The following is a 17,823-nucleotide window of genomic DNA, read 5'->3' as shown; positions in this document are numbered from 1 at the left end:
AATAAGGCGGTGCTTTTTATTTAATTTACTTCTTAAAATACGTCCAACCTTCTTCTTGGTAAATCTTTTCTTCTTTCATCAACTTACCAAGCGCACGCTTAAACGCAGCTTTACTCATGTTGAAACGTTCTTTAATATCTTCTGGGTGGCTCTTATCCCAAAACGGCATTGCTCCGCCTCGTTCTTCCATATATGCATAAATTACAGTAGCATCATCTTCCATTCCTTCTTCTTTACGAGGAAGAAGTGAAATGTTAATTGTACCGTCATCTTTCACGTCAATAATACGGCCCGTTACACGTTCACCGATGCGGACTTGTTCTTTTCTTTCAGTATGGTGTAAGAAAGCACGGAAATGCTCATCAGTTAGTATGAATGAACCAACTTGAAGTGAACGATACACACGTCCATTTACGTTTTTATTACGCATAGATGGCGTCGCATCTACGATAATTTCTTGCATATCACTGTCTCTTGCCGGAAGAGCGATAAGGCGATCACGATTCGTTAATTTTAACGTACAATATAATTCGTCTCCAACCTCTGGCCATACTGGCATATAAATCGGGAACTCATCAGCTGGGATTAGTATATCTTTTGATACACCAATATTAACAAACACACCTAAACTAGGAATAACTTCTACAACCTTTACCCAGTTCCAATCAAAAGTTGTAATAAGCGGCTCCTTCATTGTTGCTGAAATACGATTTTGGTGATCAAGGTATAAGAATACATCAATCGTATCGCCTTCTGCAATTTCTCCAACTAATTCGTTTTTATGTAAGAAGATTTCTTCTTCTTCATTCCCAACCATATAGCCGATTTCCGTTTCGCGTAAAACAGTTACCTGTTCAATCGATCCTAATTGTAAATACATATTTTTTAATTCCCTTCTATATATATAAAATTAACTTTTTTATATTTTTTATCATTCCAAACAAAAGTTAATTATAACACGATTTTTCCTTTATTTGTCCAACTGCCCAAAATTCACTATAATAAAATGAGGTTACATAAATATAAGTATGAAAACACTTAAGTCTAGGCTCGTTTTCAGCTATACTTTAGTATGTACAGTACATAAAAAGATTAGAAATTTATTTGGAGGTGCTAACTATGGCAAAAGATAGTTCTTTTGACATCGTTTCGAAAGTAGAATTACCTGAAGTAACAAACGCAATTAACATCGCATTAAAAGAAATCCAAAACCGATATGACTTTAAAGGAAGTAAAAGTGATATTAAATTAGAAAAAGAAGTACTTGTTTTAACTTCTGATGATGAGTTCAAATTAGACCAAGTAAAAGACGTTCTAATTTCTAAACTTGTAAAACGTAACGTTCCAATTAAAAACTTGGACTACGGAAAAGTTGAAGCTGCGACTGGTAACACTGTTCGCCAACGCGCAACACTTCAACAAGGTATCGATAAAGATAACGCGAAAAAAATTAACAACATCATTAAAGAAATGAAATTAAAAGTAAAAACACAAGTACAAGATGACCAAGTACGTGTTACAGCGAAAAGCCGTGATGACTTACAAGCAGTTATCGCAGCAGTTCGCAGTGCTGACTTACCGATTGACGTACAATTTATTAACTACCGCTAAAAAGAAAAACATCCTCTGTGTAGAGGGTGTTTTTCTTTTTAGCGTGTAGAGAAAATATTACAAAGTCTAAGATTACGAGCAATCGGATAGTTAGAATAAGTATTTAATTATTATGCATAAATGAAGAAGGTCCTTTTAATAATCGGCGCAAAACCTCCCTCCCTACTCAAATGTAACAAATTATGAGTATAAGAATATTTTCCACCCTTTCATGTAATGTAAAATTAGTAAGGAATTTATTTTATGAAAAAATGTTAATTAAACAAGAGTTAGAAGTGGTTATTTGAAGAAATTAATACTATGTTTTTTATTAACTACATTCTGTCTATATATTGCAGGGTGTTCTAATAATATAACTGTACCCGAGGATACACCTAAAACTTCAACACCTGCGAAGTGTAAATACATCAACAAAGCTTGGTATAAGAAACCTATAAAATGTAATAATTGATGATATAAGTTATAAAAAAAGACACCGTAAGGTGCCTTTTTTATAGAAATTAATAAGATATTCATCAGAAATTATGAATCATTTTTTATTTTGTTTTTCAAAATATTTTTCTTTAACCATTTTTATTAGATTTTCTTTTTCTGTTAGTTCAAAGATAAATAATGCTTTTTTCATGTTGTCAGCCACATCTTCTTCATTATATTGTTCTAGCTTTAGCAAGTTCCAAGCTTTTCCATAATATAATTCACCTAATAAATATAAAGTATTTAGATTAATAGCTAATTTAATCCCCATATCATTGTATTTTATTGCCTCTTCATGTTGATTTGCAAGACCTAAAATTTTCGCCAAATTAAAAATGATTTTTAATTTAATCTCTTTATCTCTAGGAAAATCTAACTTATTAAAATTAGTTAAACACCTTCTTAATATAGTAATACTCTTTTCATACTCTTTATTTGCCCAATGAAATATAGCCATCGACTGCATAATATCTATTTCTCTTTCTGATAAAAAATCAACATTCGTTACAGTTAGTTTTAGTGCACTATTTAAAAGATTTAAAGCAGTTTTTATTGATTTATTTACATGAAATATAGCAATGGCTTCATGCCATATTAGAAATTGTTTATCTTCTTTTAACTGGAAATTATTTTCGTTTTTCTCTTGTTTCACTATTTCGTAAAGTTCATTATATTGTTTTTGTTTTGTACAATCTCTCATTACATATTTTACATTTTCTACATATTTTAGTTTTTTATTTTGCGTTAGTGCAAAAATATTATTTGGATCAATACCAAGTCTTTCAGATAATTGATATAACAATATGCTAGATGGATAAATCATACCTTTTTCTATTTTGCTAATTTGACTTTGCGAACATATTCCATGACACAATTCAGATTGTGATATATTCTTTTTCATTCTAAGTTCTTTAATGGTAATACCCAAATCGTAAAATTCCATTTTTCCTCCTCAAATATAGCCCTCAATGAGTAACAGAATATTTTTTACCCTTTAATGTAATGTAAAATTAGTATAGTTGCAATTATTGTTTCTTCTATCGGTCTTTTCACTTCTTTGCTCAGCTGCATTTTGAGGCAAGAGTCTTACTTCACAGAAAAACAGGCTAGGGAGAAAGTCTTCTCCTTAGCCTGTCCCACCGAGATTTCGCATTTATTAAGAGCAACACCATATCGCTTTATCAAATGATTTTTTAGGTATGTATACTTTATCATTTTCGATTTTGTATTTTATATCGTTTCTCTTCAGAACTGCCGTATCAACAGAATGAACACTATCGCCCCACCGAACAAATTCCCCATCATCACGCTTTTCCCAAAAATAAAAACTTACGAATATGATAAAAACACATAAGCATAGAGCGAACCACTTCTTTTTCCGCAAATACCTCACCACCTTAAATTGAAGAACTACTAAAAAAAACGCTACTCATTTCCGTCTCTTTTTAACCGCAATTAAAAAAGCAATAAACAATACGTTCACACCGACGATTAAAGAGATAAATAGCCAATTCACACCTGTTTCCCCGTTAACTTTATATACATTTGATTCCTCACGCTTTAAAACAAGATAAAACTTTCCGTTTTCTTCTCTTATAATTTCATCTTCTAACAATCCTCGTAACTCTTGTTTTTCGCCAATTGCACTTACAGGTAAAGCAACTTTTTGTGTTTCTTTCGTATTATTAATCGCTACTAATGTTACTTCATCTTTATACTTTCGTTTCAGTACACTCATTCCATCTTTATCGTATAAAAGCTCAAACGTTCCATGGCGTAAAGATGGTCTCGCTTGTCTAAGCTCACCGAGTTTCGTTATGTGCTGCACAAATTTTTCATCTGATTTGAAATCCATTAATCGTCTATTATCCGGGGTATCCCCTCCATCTAATGCAATTTCAGTCCCGTAATAAAAATTCGGAATACCTGGTGATGTTAATAAATATGTAAGGGCTAGTTTCAAACGAGATGGTGGATAATTCATATTCTCTTTTGCAATACGGGCAAACCTTTTTGTATCTTGATTATCTAAAAATGTAACGAATTCCCCTTCTTTTTTACTCACATCATATAAAGATTTCACCGATACATCCGCTTTGGAAAACGATTCTACTATTTTTTCATTGTATTCACTATCTTCTTTTGTCATAATACGAAAATCTTTCTTTATCACTTGCATATCTTTTTGCACGTCATCCCAGAAAGAACGCGACTTTTTTTCACTATGTATCACATAACTTCCATCTAAATCGACTTCTTTGATCCACCATTTCATCGCGTCGATAACTTGTTGTTCGTTTTCTCCAAGCGGAAATTGTAATATAACTTTCATCCCTTTTGCATGCGCTTCTTGTACAAGTTCTTTCACATCATTTTCTGTTCCGAAATGTTCATTTACCTTTTGAAAATTTTGCACATCTAACCCATCGTACTTTCCACTTTCAAAAAACGGTGAAAGCATAACAGTGGTAAAACCCATTTCTTTTATATAATCCAGTCTTTTTATAATCCCTCTTATATCTCCACCCTGATATCCTTCTAAATTTCCAACTTCTAACTGTTTGTCATTTTTCGGTTCTCCATTATTGAAGCGATCAATCATAATGGAATATACGACTTCGTCTCGCCACTCTCTTTTTTCATCTGCAAACGTATGTATTGGCACAAACAAAACGACAGCTAAACAAAAACAAATAAATAGTTTCCTAGTCCGTATTTTCCTCACACGCATCCCCCATGTTTTTTAATTGTAAGAATATTATACCAATTTTTAGAGCGAATCACATACATTGATTTCATTCCCCTTAAAATACTTCATGTTAGATTTTCTAACATGAAGTATAAAGTTTTCTGAATTTTTAGTTGATTTTTCATTCCATTTCGAATATGATATGAAACATAACAAATCGATGTTATTTTTTCTAACATCACAGGAGGAGAGAGAATGAATACAGGAGATACGGTTTTTATGTTTGTAACGACAGTAATGGTCATGTTAATGACACCAGGATTGGCACTTTTTTATGGGGGCATGGTTCGCAGTAAAAACGTACTCAGTACGACAATGCATAGTTATAGTGCAATGGCTATCGTTTCGATTCAGTGGATTGTGATCGGCTATTCTTTATCATTCGGACCAGATTGGCACGGACTTATCGGTACACTCGATTGGTTCGGTTTAAACGGAGTTACCTACGCACCAAATCCAGACTACTCATCTACTATTCCTCACAATTTATTTATGATGTTCCAACTCATGTTCGCCATTTTAACTCCCGCTTTAATTTCAGGTGCATTCGCCGAAAGAATGCGATTTTCTGCTTTCCTTATTTTCATCCTTCTATGGACAACAATCGTTTACAATCCTGTCGCTCATTGGGTATGGGGCGTTGGCGGATGGCTAAGAGAACTCGGCGCATTAGACTTCGCTGGTGGTAACGTCGTTCATATTTCATCTGGCGTGGCTGGCCTTGTATTAGCTATTTTCCTCGGAAAACGAAAAAACATAAACGGTACTTCTCCTCACCATTTACCATTTACAATGTTAGGCGCAGGCTTACTATGGTTCGGCTGGTTCGGTTTTAACGTCGGAAGTGCATTATCTTTAAACGACGTAGCTTTAACCGCATTTATTAATACAAATATAGCAGCAGCTGCATCCGCATTAACTTGGATGCTTTCAGAATGGTTCTTCCAATCAAAACCGACTGCGATGGGAGCTGCTTGTGGTGTAGTTTCCGGTCTAGTCGCTATTACACCAGCTTGCGGGTTCGTTACACCTTTCTCCGCTCTTCTTATCGGAGCAATTGGCGGTGTATTATGCTTCGGAGCAGTCTTTTTCTTAAAAACAAAATTCGGATACGACGATACACTCGATGCATTCGGGTGCCACGGTATCGGCGGAACTTGGGGCGGTATTGCAACAGGACTATTTGCAACTACTACTGTAAATGCTGATGGCGCTAACGGATTATTTTACGGAAACGCTGCTTTACTGTTTAAACAACTGGTAGCAATCGGCGCAACATATGCATTCACGATCATCATGACGTACGCCATTATTAAAGCGATTAACTTCTTCCTCCCTGTTCGGGTAGATGAACACGAAGAACATATGGGACTTGATATTTCGATGCACGGGGAGAAAGCTTATGAGTATACTGAGCGGGTGAACTAAAAAAGAGATGCAATCTATTAGTAGTAGATTGCATCTCTTTTTATTGTACTTGTCGGCGCAGTATACCCCACCTAGTATTCCGGTGAATATATCAGCGATTCTTCGGATATATCGACGATTTTTTAAATATATCAGCGATTATTTCAATATATCGACGTTTCGACACGATATATCCATTTACCAACAAATTCCGACATGACGAAACTGAAAAATCCCCCGGCGTAACTTTACATACAAAAAAGACGACCGTTTAACAGGCGTCTTTTCCTACTTATTTCGGAGCATTTCCCACATATTGCGTAATATCAACATTTAAAGCTTGCGCTAAACGCATTCCGTAATCGTGATCTGCACGGAAGAAGTTACAAATAGCTAGTAATTTCGTGCGCTCATTTACGTCTTTTAAGTCATTTGTTAAGTTTGCAATTAAGTTGTCTTGCTCTTCTTTAGAGAATGAACGGTAACGCTCACCTGCTTGTTTGAAATCATTTGGTTTGTCAATTTTTTCACGAGATACATAGCCTTCTACTTTCATAGTTGAATCGCGGTAAGTTGGGTCTTCAACTGGATTTTCAGCATGACGGCTCGGTTCGTAGTTAATTGTAGATGGGTTTTGATTGATTTGCATCGCACCATCACGTTGTTGGTTGTGAACAGCTGCGTACGGGCAGTTTACAGGAATTTGTAAGTAGTTTGCACCAAGACGGTAACGCTGTGTATCTGGATAAGAGAATAAACGACCTTGTAATAATTTATCTTCAGATGGTTCAATACCATTTACAGTTGCACTTGGAGAGAACGCCACTTGCTCTACTTCCGCAAAGAAATTTTTCGGATTACGATTTAACGTCATCGTCCCCACTTCAATTAATGGGAAACGGTCTTCTGGCCATACTTTCGTCGGATCTAATGGATCGAAATCTAAAGAATCCGTTTCATCTAGTTGCATCACTTGTACGTGTAAATCCCACTTCGGATAATTTCCTTTTTCGATTGCATCAAACAAGTCACGAGTTGCATGGTTGAAGTCTTTTCCTTGTACTTCTTGCACCTCTTTTGCACTTAAGTTACGTACACTTTGCTGTGGTTTCCAGTGATATTTAATGTAGACGATTTTACCTTCTGCATTAATCCATTTAAATGAGTGAACACCGAAACCTTCCATTTCACGATAGCTTGCTGGTGTACCGTAATCAGAAAATACCCACGTCATCATATGTGTAGATTCCGGGCTTAACGTCATGAAATCCCAGTAACGATCTGGCGTTTGAATGTTTGTATCAGGTGCTGGTTTTAAAGAATGCACCATATCAGGAAATTTAATTGCATCACGAATGAAGAAGACCGGTAAATGGTTACCTACGATATCGTAATTTCCTTCTTCTGTATAAAATTTAACAGCGAACCCACGTGGGTCACGAGCTGTTTCCGGAGAACCTTGACCATGAATAACCGTTGAGAAACGAACAAATACAGGCGTTTCAGTTCCTTCATTTTGTAAAAATGCTGCCTTCGTATATTGCTTCATGCTGTTTTTCGTTACGAATACACCATGAGCACCTGCACCACGTGCATGCACAACACGCTCTGGAATACGTTCACGATCAAAGTGAGCTAGTTTTTCTACTAAATGATAGTCTTCTAATAATACCGGTCCACGGCGACCAGCTGTACGAGAATTTTGGTTATCTCCAACCGGAGCACCTTGGTTTGTTGTTAAGCGATTATTTGGATTCATCTAGGGGATCCTCCTCTTTCTCTTTTAGTAATCATTATTTATTTAAAATTATTATAAACTAATTATTATTTAAAACTAGATTCTTGTCAACTATTTCCTTCATTTTTTTGGAAACAATTTCAGCTAAGCAATCAATAAATACAGATTGTGAATTTGGCATATTCGGTCTAAAATATGCCACGTTTAATTCATCAGTTACAACTTTACATTCGTAATCATTGTCATATAAAACTTCTAAACGCTCTGCCACAAACCCAACCGGACAGTATACGAAAGATTCATAGCCATGCTTTTCAAATAAATCTCTCGTTAAATCTTGCACATCCGGACCAATCCATGGGTCAGGCGTATTTCCAGCACTTTGCCAACCCGTTGTATAGTTTGGAATATCGGCAGCCTCCGCAATTAAATCCGCTGTATGTTGCAATTGCTCCACATAAGGGTCTCCTGCTGCAATAATTTTCTCTGGTAAACTATGTGCTGAAAAAATCACGACAGCTTTCTCTTTATCTTCAATCTTTGTAAATGTTTCTTTTAGTTGCTCTGTCCAATACGAAATAAATTTCGGTTCATCGTACCATTGTTCAATCGGTTCAATAACAGGACCACCAATTTCTTCCGAAAGACGAATAGCACGGTCATTATATGCTTTAATGCTAAATGTAGAATAATGCGGTGCTAATACGATACTAATCGCCTGCTCAATTCCATCTTTCTTCATCTCTTCTACTGCATCCTCTATAAATGGAGCTATATGTTTTAATCCTAAGTAACAAGTAAATTCATACTCTTTAAATATTTTATTCATTGAATCTGTTAATTTATGCGCTTGCTCTTTCGTAATTTTTGCAAGTGGTGAAATTCCGCCAATCGCTTTATAGCGTCTGATTAAGTCTTGGAGTGCTTCTTCTGAAGGTTTATGCCCGTGGCGAATATGTGTATAGTATGCTTCTACATCATCTAATGATTCTGGCGTTCCATACGCCATTACGAGTAAACCTATTTTTTTCTTTGTCATCTATATAACACCTCAATTTTATAAATGAGAATCTTTTTCAAGAACATTTGTTTCCAATTATAACAACTAATAATAAGTACGTCAAAATAATTATTCTAAATAAGTATTATTTCTAATATGATTTTGAATTTTATATGATAATTTATTTAATAGAAAAGCGACTTACTTTTATGCAAGTCGCTTTTCTTCTATTCTTTAATATTTACCCCATACTCTTTAAACCAAACATGAATTTGCGCTAAATGAGCTAAAAGCTGCGGACCAGTCATTAATTGACCGAACCAAGGGGATTGAAATGCACTGCCACCTGACTCAATTAATCCACTCAGCTGTTCTTTATCAAATAGTTCATGCAAAATTGAGCCTTTATCTGTTAATAAATCTTGTAGCCATACTGTTACCGCTTTTGTATAATGCGGATTATGGGTTTTCGGATACGGGCTCTTCTTTCTATATAAGATATCATTTGGAAGTAATCCTTCTAACGCCTTACGCAATAGACCTTTTTCGCGGTTTTTATACATTTTCATTTCCCAAGGAATATTCCACGCATATTCGACAAGTCGGTGATCCGCAAATGGAACACGTACTTCTAAGCTTGCCCCCATACTCATACGGTCTTTTCTGTCTAATAATGTTGTCATAAACCATACCATGTTCAAGTAAAATAATTGTCGTCTCTTTGCTTCAATTGGGCTTTCTCCCTCTAAAACAGGAACTTCTTGAATGGATTCTTCATAACGCTGCTGTACATATTGTTGTAAGTTTAATTTATTTCTCCATTCTTTCTTTAGCAGTTGTTCACGTGCTTCTGTAGAGCGCATCCACGGAAATGCACTCGATTGCAAATCATCTTCTCTATAAAACCACGGATAACCACCAAATATTTCGTCTGCACATTCCCCAGATAAACCGACGACAAAATCTTGTTTAATTTCACGGCAAAACCATAATAATGACGAATCGATATCTGCCATACCAGGCAAATCACGAACGAGTACCGCTTCTGTTAAATACTGTGCTAATTGTTCATTTGAAATGACGCAGCGATGATGGATTGTTTGAAACGTCTCAGTCATCAAATGAATAAATGGCGCATCTGAATTCGGCTGAAACGCATTCGCTTTAAAGTATTTTTCATTATCTTCATAATCAACAGAGTATGTGTGTAATTGCCCTTTTCCTGACTTTGCGTATTCTTTCGCAGCAATCGCTGTAATGGCGCTCGAATCTACACCACCTGATAGAAAAGTACATAGTGGTACATCAGAAACGAGCTGCCTTGTAATCGCATCTTGTAATAAAAAGCGTGTTTTCTCTACTGTTTCTTCAAAGGAGTCTTCATGTTTTTTGCTTTCCACATTCCAATATCTCCATATACATAAACCGTTCTTTGAAAATGTCATCGCATGCCCTGGACGTAATTCTTTTATACCAGCATAAATGCCATGACCAGGTGTTCTAGATGGTCCAAGACCGAATATTTCGGATAACCCTTCTAACGTTACTTCCGCTTTCACATCTGGATGCGCTAATATCGCTTTTAACTCTGAACCAAATAGTAATCGCCCACTATCATATTTATAAAATAGCGGTTTTACACCTAGTCGATCTCGCGCAATAAATACTTGTTCTTTCTGTTCATCCCATACAGCAAACGCATATATACCGTTTAAATGATCGACACATTCTTCTTTCCATTCAATATACGACGCTAATAGCACCTCCGTATCAGAATGACCTTTGAACGTATATCCTCTTCTTAATAATTCCTTTCGAATATCTTCTGTATTATACAATTCACCGTTATAGCAAATTGCATAATTCGTTTCATCTTTTAAACAAGTCATCGGTTGTTTACCACCCTCAGGATCAACAACGATTAACCGTTTATGCCCAAATGCGACATTGCCTTTAATCCAAACTTTATTATCATCCGGGCCACGCTTTGCTAACGTCTCAGCCATCTTCGTAACGACGTCCCGTTCTCCTTCTAATGAGCGTTTATAATCCACCCATCCTGTAATCCCGCACATACGAATCATCCTTCCATCTTATTTCTTTTCCTAAACAAGCAGTAATCCACACCTTAGAGGTGCGGATCAAAAAAATGACAAACTTGACGATAATCTACTATCCACATACGGAATAGCTTTTTCACTCAGTAAAACGTGTTTTATTGTATGCCCACCTATGTCTAGATGTGTCTAGTTATAAAGAATGCACGAACTGTCTATAACAGAAATAACTACTTTTTATAAAGGAGAAATCGTGTATGATACAACGTAACCATATTTTATATAACCAGCCTCGCGCTCATACAGTCGGTAATGTAGAATATATAAACAATGAATGGGTATTCTTTGATGATGAAAATGATGAAGCATTTTTATTAGAAGATATTGCCGAAGATGGCTTTGAGATTTTATATAACAACAACTGGCTACCAGCTCGTTTCTATGAACAAGATGTATTACAAATCGCCAACGAACAGCACCATTTGCAAAATGGGGAAATGATACGAATTCGAAAAAAATTACTTCTTAGCTATACGGAATGGCTCGAGGAATTACCTGACTCTGTCTTTACATTATTAACCGAATCATTGCAATCCCTTCATTACTCTTTATATGATTGCATGTATTGTCATAATTATTTGTCTTTCTTACCAAAAGAGGAAGCTTGCGAAGGAGTAAATATTCTTTTATTCGATAACGAAGAAATGATTTGTACACTGCAGCATCATTTTGTTCGTCACGCTACGTCAAATAAAAATATGTTTCGTTTTACGAAAGTAAACGGAGAAGAGCTGCATATCGATGCGACATAAAAATAAAAACCACCTTATCTCCCAAACATTTGAGATTATAAGGTGGTTTTATTTTTATTTGAATACGTACCAGCCAAGTGGTAATTTTAGTCCTAAGTATAATACTGCTACTAGCGCAACAATAAATAAGCCCCAAACCGCCCCTGTTGGTTTGTTTTTGCTCATTTTTACAAGAACCATTTCCATTCCACCGATAACTAAAATACCGGCTAACATTTTCATGCCGTACCACATGTGCATGCTACCTGTTGCTGTCTTCACAATACTCATGTACAACATGAATCCTGTCACAATAATGATAATGTACATAAGACGAAGCCCCATATGTACACCTTTACCTTTTCTTCCTGCTGAATAAAGTGAATACGCAACGAAGAATAAAATTAAACCTAACGCCCATGCTGTAATATGCATATGTACCATCGTATCCCCTACCTCCTCTTTTCACACTTTTTTACTCTATATGATAACATGTTCATTTATTTTCAGGAAATGTTTCGCTTTTTTACATTTAAATGATATAATATTTAGAGTATTTACAAACTTCTTGTAATAACAAAAGGGGGAACAATCATGATTCAAACTAAGGATATTATCGAACTTACAGACACATACGGAGCAAATAACTATCACCCACTTCCGATCGTTATCTCTAAAGCAGAAGGCGTTTGGGTAGAAGATCCTGAAGGAAATCGCTATATGGACTTATTAAGTGCATATTCTGCAGTAAACCAAGGTCATCGTCACCCAAAAATTATTAACGCTTTAATTGACCAAGCTAATCGTGTTACGTTAACTTCTCGTGCTTTCCATAGCGATCAATTAGGTCCTTGGTACGAAAAAGTTGCGAAACTAACTAATAAAGAAATGGTACTTCCAATGAATACAGGTGCAGAAGCTGTTGAAACTGCAATTAAAACAGCTCGCCGCTGGGCTTATGATGTGAAGAAAGTAGAAGCAAACCGTGCTGAAATTATCGTTTGTGAAGATAACTTCCACGGCCGTACAATGGGTGCTGTTTCTATGTCTTCAAACGAAGAGTACAAGCGTGGATTCGGTCCAATGCTTCCTGGCATTATCGTAATTCCTTACGGTGATTTAGAAGCGTTAAAAGCTGCTATTACACCAAACACAGCTGCATTCATTTTAGAGCCTATCCAAGGTGAGGCAGGAATTAACATCCCACCAGCTGGTTTCTTAAAAGAAGCTCTTGCAGTATGCAAAAAAGAAAACGTTTTATTCGTAGCAGATGAAATCCAAACTGGCTTAGGCCGTACTGGTAAAGTATTTGCTTGTGACTGGGACGGTGTAACTCCTGACATGTACATACTTGGTAAAGCACTTGGCGGCGGCGTATTCCCAATCTCTTGTGTAGCAGCAAACCGCGACATTTTAGGCGTATTCGAGCCAGGTTCTCACGGTTCTACATTCGGTGGTAATCCACTTGCATGTGCTGTTTCTATCGCAGCTCTTGAAGTTTTAGAAGAAGAAAAATTAACAGAGCGTTCTCTTCAATTAGGTGAAAAATTAGTTGGGCAATTAAAAGAAATTGATAACCCAATGATTACTGACATTCGTGGTAAAGGCTTATTCATCGGTATCGAATTAAACGAGCCAGCTCGTCCTTACTGTGAACAATTAAAAGCAGCTGGGCTATTATGTAAAGAAACACACGAAAATGTAATTCGTATCGCACCACCTCTAGTAATCTCTGAAGAAGATTTAGAGTGGGCGTTCCAAAAAATTAAAGCGGTATTATCGTAATAATAGAGAGGTTGTCCTACATGTTGGGACAACCTCTTTCTTTTTATATTGATTTATACTAAAATAAAAATTGTAATTTTCTGTATTTTATTTTATTTTAGAAAGCAGGTGCGATATGTTATTAAGGTATGGTAAACATATTAACTATTTAGCTACATCTTTTATTTTAGTTACATTCTTTGGCTTCCTCCTTTCCGTAACATTGCTTAGTCACTACTCAACTTCTACTACATTCACACTACTGAAAGCATCATTTTGGACTGCTGTTACCCTTACTATCATTGGTTTTGGACGAGAAAAAAGCGCACTTACGGTTATACTATTTGGTATTTGTACACTTGCATTCGTCGGTCTTTACACTTTTTCGGTTATCGATTACCTCTATCACCCAAGACCATAGAAAAGAGCTATCTTTTCACAAGATAGCTCTTTTTTCATTTCACTACATTTCGCAAAGTACCAATTCCTTCTACTGTAATGACCACTTCATCACCAGCATGCAAAAACTTCGGTGGTGTGAAACCTTTTCCAACACCAGCCGGCGTTCCTGTTGCGATAATATCGCCTGGCTCTAACGTCATTCCTTTACTTATCGTTGAAATGATTTCTTCTATTGAAAAAATCATTTTATTTGTATTTGAAGTTTGTCTTACTTCCCCATTTACTACCGTTTCAAGGTTTAACGCATTTGGCGTTTCAACCATTGATTTATGAATTAGATACGGTCCCATCGGACAAAATGTATCGAAACTTTTTCCAAGAAAAAATTGTTTATGCTTCCTTTGAATGTCGCGAGCAGTTATATCATTTATAATGGTATAACCAAAAACATGCTCAAGCGCTTTTTCTTTTTTTATTTGTTTCCCTCGCTTACCAATGATGATAGCTAGTTCTCCTTCATAGTCTAGTTCATTCGTTGCGTGGGGATGACTATTAATTTTTTCATTCATTCCAATAACTGTCGTTGGCGCTTTCGTAAAGATCATTATATTTTCCGGAATTGACTCTACTCCGCCCATTTCTATCGCATGCTCACGATAGTTCTTTCCAACGCAAAGAATATTCTTCCTTGGCCTTGGAATTGGTGCTAATATTTTCACCTCAGTTAACGGATAATACGCCGCCCCTTCATTTTCCTTTGCCCAATTTACAATGTCACATATTTTTTCAAAGCATTCGGTTCCTCTTTCAATACACTCTAACATTGTAATCGGAATCGTAACCTTTTCCCCTTTTTGTCTTTGCGCTTCTCTTACATGCAATACCTTTTCTTCCTCTTCATCCACAATACCTACAAATACCTTTTCATCTTTTTTCGCCGTTACCAAACGCAATATTTCCACTCTCCATCCTAAAACTCATGACCTTTAATTGTATTCGCATCCGTAAGAAAAAAACCTTCTCATGCACGCTAATTTTTACAATATTCTTCTCATATTCTATTCGTTACTCCTTTATATTTGGCATAAAATGTAGAAATTTTACTTTTTTTAGCGAAGGTGTTTCTTTTTTATTGGTTTTTTGTATAATATGTACTACATATATACTAAAAATTTCATTTAGAGATGGAGCCGATTTCAATGTTTGAGCAAGCGATTGAAAAAAAACGTGAAAAAATGATTTATTTTGCTGAACGCTACGGAATGACTTCTCAAAAAACAGTGGATTGTAGCCAAGAACTGGACAGGCTCTTAAATGTAATTTGGCATGTACATACGGATTTTCACCCTAATCAAACACTCAATACACACACGCAATAACGTGTGTGTTTCTTTTATAAAAAAAACACATTTTATTGAAAACGCCCATACAATAGTAGAAAAGAAAATTTTAAAAACGAAAGGTGTTTTGTATGCCAGCTATGGTCGGACATATTCGTATCGTCAATATTGGATCAAGTGGTATTTTTCATATTGGAGATGTATTTGCGATTAGGCCTATTAGTTATTCACGCGCTTTTGCTGGGGCCGGCTCTTTTAATGTTGGAGATAACGTTTCTGTCTACAATTATCAAAGCGCAACGACTGTCAATGATTCAGATGTAATTGATCAAGCGATAATTGGTTCAACTTAGAGGAGGCGATTTCATTGAATTTTTATGTAAACCAAAGCATCATCATTAATAGCATTAAAATTGATAGCATTACAACCTCTTCTGTATTCCAAATTGGTACTGCAGGAAGTATTAAAGCTCTATCTAAATTCTCAAATAGTGGTGGATTTACAGAGCCCCTTCGCCCATTGCAGGCGAAAGGACAAATTATTTCTATCAAACCATCAACTAGTTCTTCTTAAGACATCCTCGTCATAAATATATAGCAGGAATATTTTTACCCTCCCTACTGAAAAGGAGGTTTCATAAAATGAATCAAGATATATATACTTACTTACACCAACTTCAACAAGCTCTTCAAGCACAACAAGCAACCATCCTTAACCTAGAAGATCAAGTTCGCCAACTCCAGGAAGAGCTTAACGAATTAAAAAATCGCCCCTCCTCTTCTGTAGGAAAAGTGGAATACAAATTCGATCAATTAAAAGTAGAAAATTTAAATGGTACTTTAAATATCGGTTTAAATCCGTTTTCAGCAAAAGGACAGCAAATTGAAGATTTCCAAGTGGATACAGAAACATTAAAAGTAAATCCTGAAACAGATACAAACCCAGATTTTTACCAAGGTATCCTCCAAGAAATGCATCGTTACTTAGATGAAGAAGCATATAATCGAATTCTCCATTTTGAACAAGAAGAGAGAACGCCGCTCGATGAAATGTATCGACAAATGATGGTTGATGACATAAAAAAACAGATGGAGCATAGACTTCCTTATTATTTATCACAAACGCAATCCTATGAAGGGATTTCAACAGATCCAGATTATTTACGAGATATCATTATTCAAGCAATGAAACATGATATCGACAAAGCTTTCCTCTCTTTTATTCAACACATACCGGGCAATTTCCGAAAGGAGTAAGTATGTATGAATCTTAACGTTGTAAATCGCGAATTAAAAGTCGGCCAGATTAAAATGAACGGTGTATCGTCGTCCGCACTCTTTTTAATTGGGGATGCAAATTTCCTCATACTATCTTCTATTCTTGATACACCATTTGAAACTGTTACAGAGGGTCCATTTGTACCATTAGTCACAGATGTCCCTCCTACTCCAGGTTAAGGAGACTGAGAAACTATGTTACATCATGTGTCTGTTGTCCAAAATGTTTCTATTATTTCTTTAGGGATTAGTGCCGTATTTCAAGTTGGAGATGCCAATCAAATGGAATTAAAAAGTAGAGCTCTTGCCGTCCATAGGGAAATTCCTTGTTATATAAAAGACGAAGGCCGCTTAGACGCATTTGAAATCTTTACAGATGAACACATCACAATCCCAAAACGAACGACAGATGTAAAATTAAACATTGTAAATGAATGCCCCTTTATTGAAGTAAACAATGTTGAATTGCGAACACTTTTAAATTCTGGTTGCTTTCAAATTGGAAATGTTGATTATGTTTTTAATAACTCTCGTATTATGCAAATCCGCCAATATATTACGGATGAACCTTCCGCACAATAATTCATATAGTAATTAAAAATCTTAGTAAAGTAGGTGGATAGTATGCCTTCTGTTGTTGGAAATCTCGTCGTTCAAAACAGTAATGGTTCGTTCAATTTAGGGGATTTTTATAACGTGTCTCCGAAAGAAAATACGAAAGCTTATAATGGATCCGGAGCTTCCAATGTTGGATTTGTCGTGAACACTTTTAGCGGCGTTAGCGCAACAAATACGTTTGATTCTGATGTGGCCGATCAAGATCAGATCGGAACAGCGTAAAAAAAGTAGGAGATATTCTCCTACTTTTTTCTTTCATCTCATTCAAGATTATCAAAAAACTCCACTGTTTACTGTTTCATTTTATTTAAATGATAATCCGCTCTCCTCCAAAGCCTTTCTAAGCTTTGGCAAAGATGCTGGACCCATACCATGTAGTTTTAAAATCTCTTTTTCACTGTATTTTGAGAGCTCTTCTATAGTGTGAATTCCATGATGTTGTAACGCATTTCGTGCTGGTGATGACAGAAGTGAAAGAAATCCTGTTTTAGGTTTCTTTTCTTTCTCACAATCTGGGCAAGTTGGACAATCGCTACTTTTATAATACTCATGTCCCTGTTCACAAGTTCTTAAAGTTTTTTCCATTGCCATTTT

The 17,823-nt window shown here is 35.9% G+C and carries 22 protein-coding genes; 12 read left to right on the top strand and 10 right to left on the bottom strand.

What is annotated here, in order from left to right:
• Window positions 1-25: 25 nt before the first annotated feature.
• Window positions 26-880: a CvfB family protein gene (locus DT250_RS14135; protein ID WP_064056836.1), complete on the bottom strand. Its 855-nt coding sequence runs from the start codon at window positions 878-880 to the stop codon at window positions 26-28.
• A 239-nt stretch (window positions 881-1,119) separates the two neighbouring features.
• Between DT250_RS14135 and DT250_RS14130 the strand changes: the two genes are divergently transcribed.
• The gene (locus DT250_RS14130; RefSeq protein ID WP_001040146.1) at window positions 1,120-1,611 is read left to right on the top strand and encodes a YajQ family cyclic di-GMP-binding protein; all 492 of its coding nucleotides are present in this window, start codon (window positions 1,120-1,122) and stop codon (window positions 1,609-1,611) included.
• Window positions 1,612-2,140: 529 nt separating this feature from the next.
• On the opposite strand, the gene DT250_RS14120 is transcribed toward DT250_RS14130, so the two are convergent.
• The 3 genes from DT250_RS14120 to DT250_RS14110 form a co-directional block, all read right to left on the bottom strand.
• On the bottom strand, window positions 2,141-3,028 hold the full coding sequence (locus DT250_RS14120; protein WP_060489311.1) for a helix-turn-helix domain-containing protein: 888 nt from the start codon (window positions 3,026-3,028) through the stop codon (window positions 2,141-2,143).
• A gap of 213 nt (window positions 3,029-3,241) precedes the next feature.
• Window positions 3,242-3,469 carry a hypothetical protein gene (locus DT250_RS14115; RefSeq protein ID WP_149213201.1) on the bottom strand — a complete coding sequence of 76 codons (228 nt, stop codon included), beginning with the start codon at window positions 3,467-3,469 and terminating at the stop codon, window positions 3,242-3,244.
• Between the two features lie 45 nt (window positions 3,470-3,514).
• The gene (locus tag DT250_RS14110; protein WP_149213200.1) at window positions 3,515-4,816 is read right to left on the bottom strand and encodes an alpha-amylase family glycosyl hydrolase; all 1,302 of its coding nucleotides are present in this window, start codon (window positions 4,814-4,816) and stop codon (window positions 3,515-3,517) included.
• 213 nt (window positions 4,817-5,029) lie between these two features.
• Between DT250_RS14110 and DT250_RS14105 the strand changes: the two genes are divergently transcribed.
• Entirely contained in the window at window positions 5,030-6,262 is a 1,233-nt protein-coding gene (locus DT250_RS14105) for an ammonium transporter (protein WP_149213199.1), read from the top strand.
• Window positions 6,263-6,533: 271 nt separating this feature from the next.
• Here the strand turns inward: DT250_RS14105 and katB are convergent, their stop codons facing one another.
• The 3 genes from katB to asnB all read right to left on the bottom strand — a co-directional run bounded on the left by katB (window position 6,534) and on the right by asnB (window position 11,054).
• On the bottom strand, window positions 6,534-8,000 hold the full coding sequence (gene katB, locus DT250_RS14100) for a catalase KatB (protein WP_149213198.1): 1,467 nt from the start codon (window positions 7,998-8,000) through the stop codon (window positions 6,534-6,536).
• 58 nt (window positions 8,001-8,058) lie between these two features.
• Window positions 8,059-9,018, bottom strand: a complete 960-nt coding sequence (gene hemH / locus DT250_RS14095) for a ferrochelatase (RefSeq protein WP_149213197.1) — start codon at window positions 9,016-9,018, stop codon at window positions 8,059-8,061.
• Window positions 9,019-9,206: 188 nt separating this feature from the next.
• Window positions 9,207-11,054: an asparagine synthase (glutamine-hydrolyzing) gene (gene asnB, locus DT250_RS14090; RefSeq protein WP_149213196.1), complete on the bottom strand. Its 1,848-nt coding sequence runs from the start codon at window positions 11,052-11,054 to the stop codon at window positions 9,207-9,209.
• Window positions 11,055-11,293: 239 nt separating this feature from the next.
• Between asnB and DT250_RS14085 the strand changes: the two genes are divergently transcribed.
• Window positions 11,294-11,848 carry a DUF2777 domain-containing protein gene (locus DT250_RS14085; protein WP_048559584.1) on the top strand — a complete coding sequence of 185 codons (555 nt, stop codon included), beginning with the start codon at window positions 11,294-11,296 and terminating at the stop codon, window positions 11,846-11,848.
• Between the two features lie 54 nt (window positions 11,849-11,902).
• Here DT250_RS14085 and DT250_RS14080 read toward each other — a convergent pair whose 3' ends face one another.
• On the bottom strand, window positions 11,903-12,271 hold the full coding sequence (locus DT250_RS14080) for a YisL family protein (RefSeq protein WP_000233500.1): 369 nt from the start codon (window positions 12,269-12,271) through the stop codon (window positions 11,903-11,905).
• 150 nt (window positions 12,272-12,421) lie between these two features.
• On the opposite strand from DT250_RS14080, the gene rocD reads away from it, so the two are divergent.
• Window positions 12,422-13,612 carry an ornithine aminotransferase gene (gene rocD / locus DT250_RS14075; RefSeq protein WP_064056843.1) on the top strand — a complete coding sequence of 397 codons (1,191 nt, stop codon included), beginning with the start codon at window positions 12,422-12,424 and terminating at the stop codon, window positions 13,610-13,612.
• A 115-nt stretch (window positions 13,613-13,727) separates the two neighbouring features.
• A complete protein-coding gene (locus tag DT250_RS14070; RefSeq protein WP_046956998.1) occupies window positions 13,728-14,012 on the top strand; it encodes a hypothetical protein in 285 nt (94 codons plus the stop codon).
• Between the two features lie 34 nt (window positions 14,013-14,046).
• Here the strand turns inward: DT250_RS14070 and DT250_RS14065 are convergent, their stop codons facing one another.
• Window positions 14,047-14,946: a fumarylacetoacetate hydrolase family protein gene (locus tag DT250_RS14065; RefSeq protein ID WP_179952843.1), complete on the bottom strand. Its 900-nt coding sequence runs from the start codon at window positions 14,944-14,946 to the stop codon at window positions 14,047-14,049.
• A 246-nt stretch (window positions 14,947-15,192) separates the two neighbouring features.
• On the opposite strand from DT250_RS14065, the gene DT250_RS14060 reads away from it, so the two are divergent.
• From DT250_RS14060 to gerPF, 7 genes are all read left to right on the top strand, one after another.
• The gene (locus tag DT250_RS14060; RefSeq protein ID WP_000462847.1) at window positions 15,193-15,372 is read left to right on the top strand and encodes an aspartyl-phosphate phosphatase Spo0E family protein; all 180 of its coding nucleotides are present in this window, start codon (window positions 15,193-15,195) and stop codon (window positions 15,370-15,372) included.
• Window positions 15,373-15,464: 92 nt separating this feature from the next.
• The gene (gene gerPA / locus DT250_RS14055; RefSeq protein ID WP_001111187.1) at window positions 15,465-15,686 is read left to right on the top strand and encodes a spore germination protein GerPA; all 222 of its coding nucleotides are present in this window, start codon (window positions 15,465-15,467) and stop codon (window positions 15,684-15,686) included.
• Window positions 15,687-15,700: 14 nt separating this feature from the next.
• Entirely contained in the window at window positions 15,701-15,907 is a 207-nt protein-coding gene (gene gerPB, locus DT250_RS14050; protein WP_001012506.1) for a spore germination protein GerPB, read from the top strand.
• A 68-nt stretch (window positions 15,908-15,975) separates the two neighbouring features.
• Window positions 15,976-16,590 carry a spore germination protein GerPC gene (gene gerPC, locus DT250_RS14045; RefSeq protein ID WP_001070746.1) on the top strand — a complete coding sequence of 205 codons (615 nt, stop codon included), beginning with the start codon at window positions 15,976-15,978 and terminating at the stop codon, window positions 16,588-16,590.
• Window positions 16,591-16,596: 6 nt separating this feature from the next.
• Entirely contained in the window at window positions 16,597-16,791 is a 195-nt protein-coding gene (gerPD, locus tag DT250_RS14040; RefSeq protein WP_001052804.1) for a spore germination protein GerPD, read from the top strand.
• A 15-nt stretch (window positions 16,792-16,806) separates the two neighbouring features.
• Window positions 16,807-17,193 (top strand): spore germination protein GerPE, encoded by a 387-nt coding sequence (locus DT250_RS14035; RefSeq protein WP_000902337.1) that lies wholly within the window; start codon window positions 16,807-16,809, stop codon window positions 17,191-17,193.
• Window positions 17,194-17,235: 42 nt separating this feature from the next.
• Window positions 17,236-17,451: a spore germination protein GerPF gene (gerPF, locus tag DT250_RS14030; RefSeq protein WP_001141570.1), complete on the top strand. Its 216-nt coding sequence runs from the start codon at window positions 17,236-17,238 to the stop codon at window positions 17,449-17,451.
• 81 nt (window positions 17,452-17,532) lie between these two features.
• On the opposite strand, the gene DT250_RS14025 is transcribed toward gerPF, so the two are convergent.
• Window positions 17,533-17,820, bottom strand: coding sequence for an RNA polymerase alpha subunit C-terminal domain-containing protein (locus tag DT250_RS14025; RefSeq protein WP_001240558.1), 288 nt, complete (start codon window positions 17,818-17,820; stop codon window positions 17,533-17,535).
• Window positions 17,821-17,823: the final 3 nt, after the last annotated feature.

Source organism: Bacillus sp. AR2-1, from assembly GCF_008368755.1.
Classification (GTDB): domain Bacteria; phylum Bacillota; class Bacilli; order Bacillales; family Bacillaceae_G; genus Bacillus_A; species Bacillus_A wiedmannii.
This window is presented reverse-complemented; position numbering and strand designations above follow the sequence as displayed.

Excerpts from the sequence above, each read along its gene's own strand:
- gerPA (WP_001111187.1), top strand. The coding sequence starts at position 15,465 with ATGCCAGCTATGGTCGGACATATTCGTATCGTCAATATTGGATCAAGT.
- gerPD (WP_001052804.1), top strand. The coding sequence starts at position 16,597 with ATGAATCTTAACGTTGTAAATCGCGAATTAAAAGTCGGCCAGATTAAA.
- gerPF (WP_001141570.1), top strand. The coding sequence starts at position 17,236 with ATGCCTTCTGTTGTTGGAAATCTCGTCGTTCAAAACAGTAATGGTTCG.
- DT250_RS14025 (WP_001240558.1), bottom strand. The coding sequence starts at position 17,820 with ATGGCAATGGAAAAAACTTTAAGAACTTGTGAACAGGGACATGAGTAT.
- asnB (WP_149213196.1), bottom strand. The coding sequence starts at position 11,054 with ATGTGCGGGATTACAGGATGGGTGGATTATAAACGCTCATTAGAAGGA.
- DT250_RS14070 (WP_046956998.1), top strand. The coding sequence starts at position 13,728 with ATGTTATTAAGGTATGGTAAACATATTAACTATTTAGCTACATCTTTT.
- DT250_RS14080 (WP_000233500.1), bottom strand. The coding sequence starts at position 12,271 with ATGGTACATATGCATATTACAGCATGGGCGTTAGGTTTAATTTTATTC.
- DT250_RS14110 (WP_149213200.1), bottom strand. The coding sequence starts at position 4,816 with ATGCGTGTGAGGAAAATACGGACTAGGAAACTATTTATTTGTTTTTGT.
- DT250_RS14085 (WP_048559584.1), top strand. The coding sequence starts at position 11,294 with ATGATACAACGTAACCATATTTTATATAACCAGCCTCGCGCTCATACA.
- DT250_RS14130 (WP_001040146.1), top strand. The coding sequence starts at position 1,120 with ATGGCAAAAGATAGTTCTTTTGACATCGTTTCGAAAGTAGAATTACCT.
- rocD (WP_064056843.1), top strand. The coding sequence starts at position 12,422 with ATGATTCAAACTAAGGATATTATCGAACTTACAGACACATACGGAGCA.
- DT250_RS14135 (WP_064056836.1), bottom strand. The coding sequence starts at position 880 with ATGTATTTACAATTAGGATCGATTGAACAGGTAACTGTTTTACGCGAA.
- hemH (WP_149213197.1), bottom strand. The coding sequence starts at position 9,018 with ATGACAAAGAAAAAAATAGGTTTACTCGTAATGGCGTATGGAACGCCA.
- DT250_RS14035 (WP_000902337.1), top strand. The coding sequence starts at position 16,807 with ATGTTACATCATGTGTCTGTTGTCCAAAATGTTTCTATTATTTCTTTA.
- DT250_RS14060 (WP_000462847.1), top strand. The coding sequence starts at position 15,193 with ATGTTTGAGCAAGCGATTGAAAAAAAACGTGAAAAAATGATTTATTTT.
- DT250_RS14120 (WP_060489311.1), bottom strand. The coding sequence starts at position 3,028 with ATGGAATTTTACGATTTGGGTATTACCATTAAAGAACTTAGAATGAAA.
- gerPC (WP_001070746.1), top strand. The coding sequence starts at position 15,976 with ATGAATCAAGATATATATACTTACTTACACCAACTTCAACAAGCTCTT.
- katB (WP_149213198.1), bottom strand. The coding sequence starts at position 8,000 with ATGAATCCAAATAATCGCTTAACAACAAACCAAGGTGCTCCGGTTGGA.
- DT250_RS14105 (WP_149213199.1), top strand. The coding sequence starts at position 5,030 with ATGAATACAGGAGATACGGTTTTTATGTTTGTAACGACAGTAATGGTC.